This window comes from Pseudomonas sp. SDO5591_S426 (assembly GCF_054070755.1).
Genome location: NZ_JBSVXD010000236.1, coordinates 1 through 7,312, shown reverse-complemented (window position 1 = coordinate 7,312; position 7,312 = coordinate 1). Strand labels below are relative to the sequence as shown.

6 protein-coding genes are annotated in these 7,312 nt (G+C 61.5%); 4 read left to right on the top strand and 2 right to left on the bottom strand.

Annotated features, from left to right (window positions below):
- Nucleotides 1-64 precede the first annotated feature (64 nt).
- Entirely contained in the window at nt 65-1,576 is a 1,512-nt protein-coding gene (locus ACW9JC_RS27190; protein ID WP_457458869.1) for an aldehyde dehydrogenase family protein, read from the bottom strand.
- Between the two features lie 55 nt (nt 1,577-1,631).
- On the bottom strand, nt 1,632-2,633 hold the full coding sequence (speB, locus tag ACW9JC_RS27185) for an agmatinase (RefSeq protein ID WP_457458867.1): 1,002 nt from the start codon (nt 2,631-2,633) through the stop codon (nt 1,632-1,634).
- 151 nt (nt 2,634-2,784) lie between these two features.
- Between speB and ACW9JC_RS27180 the strand changes: the two genes are divergently transcribed.
- From ACW9JC_RS27180 to glyA, 4 genes are all read left to right on the top strand, one after another.
- Complete coding sequence (locus ACW9JC_RS27180) at nt 2,785-3,699, top strand: LysR family transcriptional regulator (protein WP_338581833.1); 915 nt, start codon at nt 2,785-2,787, stop codon at nt 3,697-3,699.
- A 69-nt stretch (nt 3,700-3,768) separates the two neighbouring features.
- Complete coding sequence (locus ACW9JC_RS27175) at nt 3,769-5,277, top strand: sigma-54-dependent transcriptional regulator (protein WP_457458865.1); 1,509 nt, start codon at nt 3,769-3,771, stop codon at nt 5,275-5,277.
- 317 nt (nt 5,278-5,594) lie between these two features.
- On the top strand, nt 5,595-5,978 hold the full coding sequence (gene gcvH / locus ACW9JC_RS27170; RefSeq protein ID WP_457458863.1) for a glycine cleavage system protein GcvH: 384 nt from the start codon (nt 5,595-5,597) through the stop codon (nt 5,976-5,978).
- Between the two features lie 28 nt (nt 5,979-6,006).
- Nucleotides 6,007-7,263: a serine hydroxymethyltransferase gene (gene glyA / locus ACW9JC_RS27165; RefSeq protein WP_457458861.1), complete on the top strand. Its 1,257-nt coding sequence runs from the start codon at nt 6,007-6,009 to the stop codon at nt 7,261-7,263.
- Nucleotides 7,264-7,312: the final 49 nt, after the last annotated feature.

The following is a 7,312-nucleotide window of genomic DNA, read 5'->3' as shown; positions in this document are numbered from 1 at the left end:
TTTGTTTTTTTCAAGGCCAAGATCAAAAGATCGCAGCCTGCGGCAGCTCCTACAGGGGCAGGCGTCAGGCTGGCAGCGTGATCCAAACAGCCTTGGTTTCGAGCAGGTAATCGAGCTGCTCGGCGCCCAGGTCCTTGCCGAACCCGGACTGTTTGTAGCCACCGAACGGCATCGACGGGTCGAGGGTGCCGTGGGTGTTGACGTAGACCGAACCGGCCTTCAAGCGTGGAATCAGGCTGTGCACCTTGCCGAGGTCATTGGAATACAGTGCGGCAGCCAGGCCATACGGCGAGTCATTGGCCAGGGCTAGCGCCTCTTCCTCGTCGTCGAACGGTGCGGTGACCAGCACCGGGCCGAAGATCTCTTCCTGGACGATGCGCATGTCGTTACGGCAGTTGGCGAAGATGGTCGGCTCGACGAAGAAGCCAGGGCCATCGATCGGTTGGCCGCCGTAGACCAGTTCGGCGCCTTCGGCCTTGCCGGTTTCGATGTACTCGGTCACCCGCTGCTTTTGCAGGGCCGAAACCAGTGGACCAATGAAGCAGTCCGGGTCCAGGCCCGGGGCCATTTTCAGGGTGCGCGTATAGGCGATCAGCTCGCGCAGGAATTCGTCGTAGACGCTGCTATGAATATAGGCCCGTGTACCCGCATCGCATACCTGCCCGGAGTTGAAAAACACGCCGTTGGCGACCGCTTGCGCAGCGGCCGGAATGTCGGCGTCGGCGCAGACGATGACCGGTGATTTACCACCGAGTTCGAGGGTCAGGCGCTTCATGTCATTCAGTGCTGCACGGCCGACAGTCTGGCCGACCGGGGTCGAACCGGTGAAGGTCAGTTTATCGATGCCGGGATGGGTGGCCATGGCCGCACCGACCACGCTGCCGCGTCCGGTGACGATGTTGATCACGCCGTTGGGGATGCCCGCTTCCTGCACCAGCTCGGCGAAGCGCAGGGCTGACAGCGAGGTCAGTTCGGCGGGTTTGACCACCACGGTGCAACCGGTCGCCAGCGCCGCGCCGAGCTTCCACGCCATGGTTTGCAGCGGGAAATTCCACGGCACGATGGCGCCCACCACACCGACCGCTTCCTTGCGGGTATAGGCCAGGTAATTGCCCGGCAGCGAAGGCTCGACGGTGCGGCCGTGCAGTTTGGTGGCCCAACCGGCGAAGTAACGCAGGGTATCGACGGTGCCCTGGATGTCGACGTCCTTGGCGAAGGCCACGGATTTGCCCATGTCGATGGATTCGATCTCTGCCAGTTCAGCGGCGTTCTGCTCGATCAGGTCGGCCAGGCGCTGCATCATGCGCTCGCGTTCGGCCGGTTTGGCCTGACGCCAGGCGCCGCCGTCGAACTGCGCCCGGGCAGCTTGCACGGCGCGGTCCAGGTCAGCGGTGGTGCCCATGGGAATGCGGGTGATCAGGCCTTCGGTCGACGGTTCGATCACATCGGAGGTTTCACCATTGCTGGATTCGACCCAGGCGCCACCGATGAACATTTTCTGGACCTTGCTGAGGAAGGTCTGGGTGGCTTCGCTGACGCCGAATTTCTGCAGGTAACTTTTGACGATCGTGTCCATTTTTATTCTCTCTGCCCGGCAGTCAGGTCCTGCCGGGGCTTAGTGGTTTCGATGATCAGGCTGGAGTCGATTCACTTTCGGCGGCCGTCCGCACCTTGCCCCGCTCGTGAAAAATGAAACCGATGCTGTTGAGCAGCAATTGCGCGGCGAGGATCGAAGTCATGCCGGTCGGGTCGTACACCGGCGCCACTTCCACCAGGTCCATGCCGACGATGTTGCCTTTGCTGCGCTTGGCCAGCGCCTGGATGATTTCCAGCACTTCGTAGTAGAGGAAGCCGCCGTGGCTCGGGGTGCCGGTGCCGGGGGCGATGGACGGGTCGAAACCGTCGATGTCGATGGTGATGTAGTAGTTGATGTTCTGCGGGATCAGCGCCAGCACGCCCTCGACGCCGAGGCGACGCACATCGCGCACCGAGAGGATTTTCGAGCCCGCTTCATGGGCCGCTTCGTAGTCGTCGCGGTTGGACGACGAGACGTTGCGGATGCCCATTTGGGTCATGCCGACAATATGGTTCATTTCCGAGGCGCGGCGCAGTGGGTTGCCGTGGCCGTAGCGCACGCCGTGGCGCTCGTCGACGAAATCCAGGTGCGCGTCGAAGTGAATGATGTGGATCGGGCCACGGCCTTCGAAGGCCTTGATCACCGGCGCGTGCACCGAGTGATCGCCGCCGAGTACCACCGGCATCACGCCGGCATCGAGGATCTTGCGCACGGCGTATTCGGTGTTCTTGTTACTGGTGACCATATCGGTGTGGACGATGTCGGCATCACCGACGTCGACCATGCGCACGTCTGATGCGGTGAGGTACATCACGTCATCTTCGTGGTCGTAGGCGCCGGCGTGGCCGAAGGAAAACAGCGTCGATGCTTCGCGAATCCCGCGTGGTCCGAAGCGTGCGCCGGAGCGCCACTGGGTACCCATGTCGTTGGGCACGCCGAGCACCGCGACGTCGGCATCCAGTGCATCCCAATCGGTGCACACCGGGGATTTGCCAAAGGTGCAATGACCTACGAATGGCAGGTTCAGACGACCGGATTCATAACCGTTGTTCGACATTTCTAGCCTCTCCACTTCTTGTTATCGGCCTGGCGGACTGCAAGGCGACCGCCGTTGGAAAGACTATGGGCGCAGCTTTTCGTGGAAAAAATGCTAAACATCAGATACTCATATCGGCATTACCGATGCATCCACAGGCGGGAGGTTCCAGGTGATTCAACTGCACGATGTCGATCTGAAGTTGCTCAGGGTGTTTGCCACGATTGTCCGCTGCGGCGGGTTTTCCGCGGCGCAAGCGGCGTTGAATGCCGGGCAATCGACCATCAGCGAACAGATGACCCATCTGGAAACCCGGCTCGGGGTCAAGCTGTGCCAGCGCGGGCGCAGCGGCTTCCGCTTGACCGAACAAGGCGTGGCGATTCATGAAGCCACCCAACGTTTGCTGTCAGCGGTGGAAAATTTCTGCATGGACGCCGACGTGCTCAAGCAGCACATCAGCGGCAAGCTCAACCTGGGGATCATCGACACCACGATCACCGACCCGGATTCTCCGATTCCACGCACCACCCAGCGCTTCGTTTCCCGGGGCCACGATGTGCACCTGAACGTGTACGTCGGCACCCCGGCGGAACTCGAAGAACGGGTGCTCGACGGCCGCTTGCACCTGGCCATCGGGCACTTCCCGATTCATCTGCCGGGGCTGCTGCAATCACCGCTGTATCAGGAAGCTCTGGGCTTGTATTGCGGGCGGCGTCACCCGTTGCATGGCAGCCAGGCCGAAGGCCAGGAACTGCTCGAAGAAGTCGCGGCCAGCCGCATCGTGGTGCGCGGCTACATGCAGCAATACGACCTCGAACACTTGGGCGTGAGCAAGGCGGCGGCCACCGTGGACAACATCGAAGCCACCGCGATCCTGATCATCTCCGGTGCCTACCTGGGTTTTCTGCCGGAGCACTTCGCCGCGCAATGGGTCAAGAGCGGCGAAATGCACCAACTCGCGCCGAACAGCCTGCGCCTGAAATCGCCGTTCGATGTGATCACCCGGCGCGGCGTGGCACCGCCGCCGATCCTTCAGGCGTTCCTTGAGGACCTGGCAGCCAGCGCCCGTAAAACCGCCAACGGATAACGTGACGCTCGCCAAATTCAAATTTCGCCCTGCATACTGATTTTAGTTCGCCCACCTTGCAGGCCTGTCATGCGCATCCACGTCACCTTCATCGACCGCGTCGGAATTACCCAGGAAGTGCTCGCCCTGCTGGGCGGGCGCAGTTTCAATCTGGACGCGGTGGAGATGGTGCCGCCGAACGTCTACATCGATGCGCCGACCCTCGACGCCGACGTGATGGAAGAACTGCGCGAAGCCTTTCTCGGGGTGCAAGGTGTGCAAGCGGTGACGGTGGTCGACATCCTTCCCGGCCAGCGTCGGCACTTGCAACTCGACGCGTTGCTGGCGGCCAGTACTGACCCGGTGCTGGCGGTGGATGATCGCGGTCACGTGCTGCTGGCCAATCCGGCGCTGATCGCCCTGTGCGGTCGTGAACCGGCCGGGGAATCGCTGAGCACTTTGTTCGATGATCCTGATTTGCAACACAGCCTGATCGCCCACCATTTCCGCCTGCCGATGCACGAGGTCAGCCTTGGCGGCCAGACCTTGCTGCTCGACGCCATGCCGGTCACCGATGCCGGCGCCCTGCTCACGCTCTATCAACCGAACCGCATCGGCGAACGCCTCTCGGCGCTGCATCACGATCACGCCGAAGGGTTCGACGCACTGCTCGGCGAGTCGCCGCCGATTCGCGCACTCAAGGCCCGCGCCCAGCGTGTGGCCGCGCTCGATGCGCCATTGCTGATCCAGGGTGAAACCGGCACCGGCAAGGAACTCGTGGCCCGCGCCTGTCACGCCATCAGCGGACGGCGGGACGCGCCGTTTCTCGCGTTGAACTGCGCAGCACTCCCTGAAAGCCTGGCCGAGAGCGAGCTGTTCGGCTACGCCCCCGGCGCCTTCACCGGCGCGCAACGCGGCGGCAAACTCGGGCTGCTGGAACTGGCCGATCAGGGCACGGTGTTTCTCGATGAAGTGGGGGAAATGTCGCCATACCTGCAAGCCAAGTTGCTGCGATTTTTGAGCGATGGTTGCTTCCGTCGCGTGGGCGGTGATCGTGAGGTCAAGGTCAACGTGCGCATTCTCAGCGCGACCCACCGCGACCTGGAAAAAATGGTCAGCGAAGGTCATTTCCGTGAAGACCTGTTCTACCGCCTCAACGTGCTCAACCTGCAAGTACCGCCGCTGCGCGAGCGCGGTCACGACATCCTGTTGATGGCCAATCACTTCATGCAGCAGGCCTGCGCGCAGATCCAGCGCCCGGTCTGCCGCCTGGCGCCAAGCACCTTCCCCGCCCTGCTCGGCAACCGCTGGCCGGGCAACGTGCGGCAATTGCAAAACGTGATTTTTCGCGCGGCGGCGATCTGCGAAAACCCGCTGGTGGACATCGATGACCTGGACATCGCGCGCACAGCGGTGGAGCGCAAGAACGACGGCGAAGTCGGCAGTCTGGAAGAAGCCGTGGGTGACTTTGAGAAGAACCTGCTGGAACAGCTTTACCGCAGCTATCCATCCAGTCGATTGCTGGCGGCGCGGTTGCAGACTTCGCACAGCGCCATTGCGATTCGGTTGCGCAAGTACGGGATTCCTGCAAAACCCTGAAGCGGTTAACGGCTCTTCGCTCTGTGTAGGAGCTGCCGAAGGCTGCTCCTACATCCAGGCGCGACATTACTGTCTGAAAATCGATACATCGTATCGAAATCAAGACAAAACCCTGTACGCACTGCAATGACGGCGTCCACGCTTACATCCCTGCCCGACTGTATTGATCTCAATACACACGCAATTCCCCCCGCGTCAAAAAATATCTTCAACCAATTGATTTTAAACAAATAATAAACCTTGGCACCGCCCTTGCTATCACTCCTCCAACCCCACTCGTTGCCCCGCCGCGAGACTAAAAACAATAAGGAGTTGATATGAGCGAATTGCGTTTCACCGTCGATCACGAATGGTTGCGCCTTGAGAGCAATGGCCTGGTCACCGTCGGCATCACCGCGTTCGCCCAGCAGGCGCTGGGGGATGTGGTGTTCGTGCAAGTTCCTGAGTTAGGCGCTTTCGATGCCGGTGCTGAAGTCTCGGTGCTGGAATCGGTGAAAGCCGCCAGCAGCATCGGCATGCCGCTGGACGGTGAAGTGGTCGAGGTCAACGCCACGCTGGAGAACACCCCGGAATTGGTCAACGAAGACCCATTGGGCGAAGGCTGGTTCTTTCGCTTCAAACCGGTCGATGTCGAGGCGTTGAGCGATTTACTGGACCAAGACGCCTATGAACACCTGACCGCAGAACACGCCGACGCTTGAAGCCCCCTTTCCACACAAGGACCACACCATGTTCAGCAAGCACGACCAGATCAAAGGCTACGACGACGAACTGCTGGCGGCGATCAATGCCGAGGACGCACGGCAAGAGCATCACATCGAACTGATCGCCTCGGAGAACTACACCAGCCAACGGGTGATGGAAGCGCAAGGCAGCGGCCTGACCAACAAGTACGCCGAAGGTTATCCGGGCAAGCGCTACTACGGCGGTTGCGAGCACGTCGATGTGGTCGAGCAACTGGCCATCGATCGCGCCAAACAGCTGTTCGGCGCCGACTACGCCAACGTCCAGCCCCATTCCGGTAGCCAGGCCAACGCGGCGGTTTATCTGGCGTTGCTGCAAGCGGGCGACACCGTGCTAGGCATGAGTCTGGCCCACGGCGGCCATCTGACCCACGGCGCCAAGGTGAGTTTTTCCGGCAAGCTGTACAACGCCGTGCAATACGGCATCGACACCAAAACCGGCCTGATCGACTACGACGAAGTCGAGCGTCTGGCCGTTGAACACCAGCCGAAAATGATCATCGCCGGGTTCTCCGCTTACTCCAAAACCCTGGACTTCCCGCGCTTCCGCCAGATCGCCGACAAGGTGGGCGCGTACTTCTTCGTCGACATGGCCCACGTCGCCGGCCTGGTGGCGACCGGTCTGTACCCGAACCCGTTGCCGTACGCCGACGTAGTCACCACCACGACCCACAAGACCCTGCGCGGCCCACGCGGCGGCTTGATCCTGGCCAAGGCCAATCCGGAACTGGAGAAAAAGCTCAACGCCGCGGTGTTCCCCGGTGGTCAGGGCGGCCCGCTGATGCACGTGATCGCGGCCAAGGCCGTGTGCTTCAAGGAAGCGCTGGAGCCGGGGTTCAAGACTTACCAGGCGCAGGTGATTCGCAACGCCCAAGCCATGGCGCAAGTGTTTATCGAGCGGGGTTATGACGTGGTGTCCGGTGGTACCGACAACCATCTGTTCCTGGTCAGCCTGATCCGTCAGGGCTTGACCGGTAAAGACGCCGACGCGGCGCTGGGCCGTGCCGGTATCACCGTGAACAAGAACGCCGTGCCCAACGATCCGCAATCGCCGTTCGTGACTTCGGGCCTGCGCATCGGTACGCCGGCGATTACCAGCCGTGGCTTCAAGGAAGCGCAAAGCATCGCGTTGGCGGGCTGGATTTGCGACATCCTCGATCACCTCGGCGATGCCGATATCGAGGCCAATGTCGCCCGCCAGGCCGCCGCCTTGTGCGCCGACTTCCCGGTCTACCGCGACTGAGCACACAACACAAAAACCCTGTAGGAGCGAGCTTGCTCGCGAAGGCGGC

Excerpts from the sequence above, each read along its gene's own strand:
- ACW9JC_RS27190 (WP_457458869.1), bottom strand. The coding sequence starts at position 1,576 with ATGGACACGATCGTCAAAAGTTACCTGCAGAAATTCGGCGTCAGCGAA.
- speB (WP_457458867.1), bottom strand. The coding sequence starts at position 2,633 with ATGTCGAACAACGGTTATGAATCCGGTCGTCTGAACCTGCCATTCGTA.
- ACW9JC_RS27175 (WP_457458865.1), top strand. The coding sequence starts at position 3,769 with ATGCGCATCCACGTCACCTTCATCGACCGCGTCGGAATTACCCAGGAA.
- gcvH (WP_457458863.1), top strand. The coding sequence starts at position 5,595 with ATGAGCGAATTGCGTTTCACCGTCGATCACGAATGGTTGCGCCTTGAG.
- glyA (WP_457458861.1), top strand. The coding sequence starts at position 6,007 with ATGTTCAGCAAGCACGACCAGATCAAAGGCTACGACGACGAACTGCTG.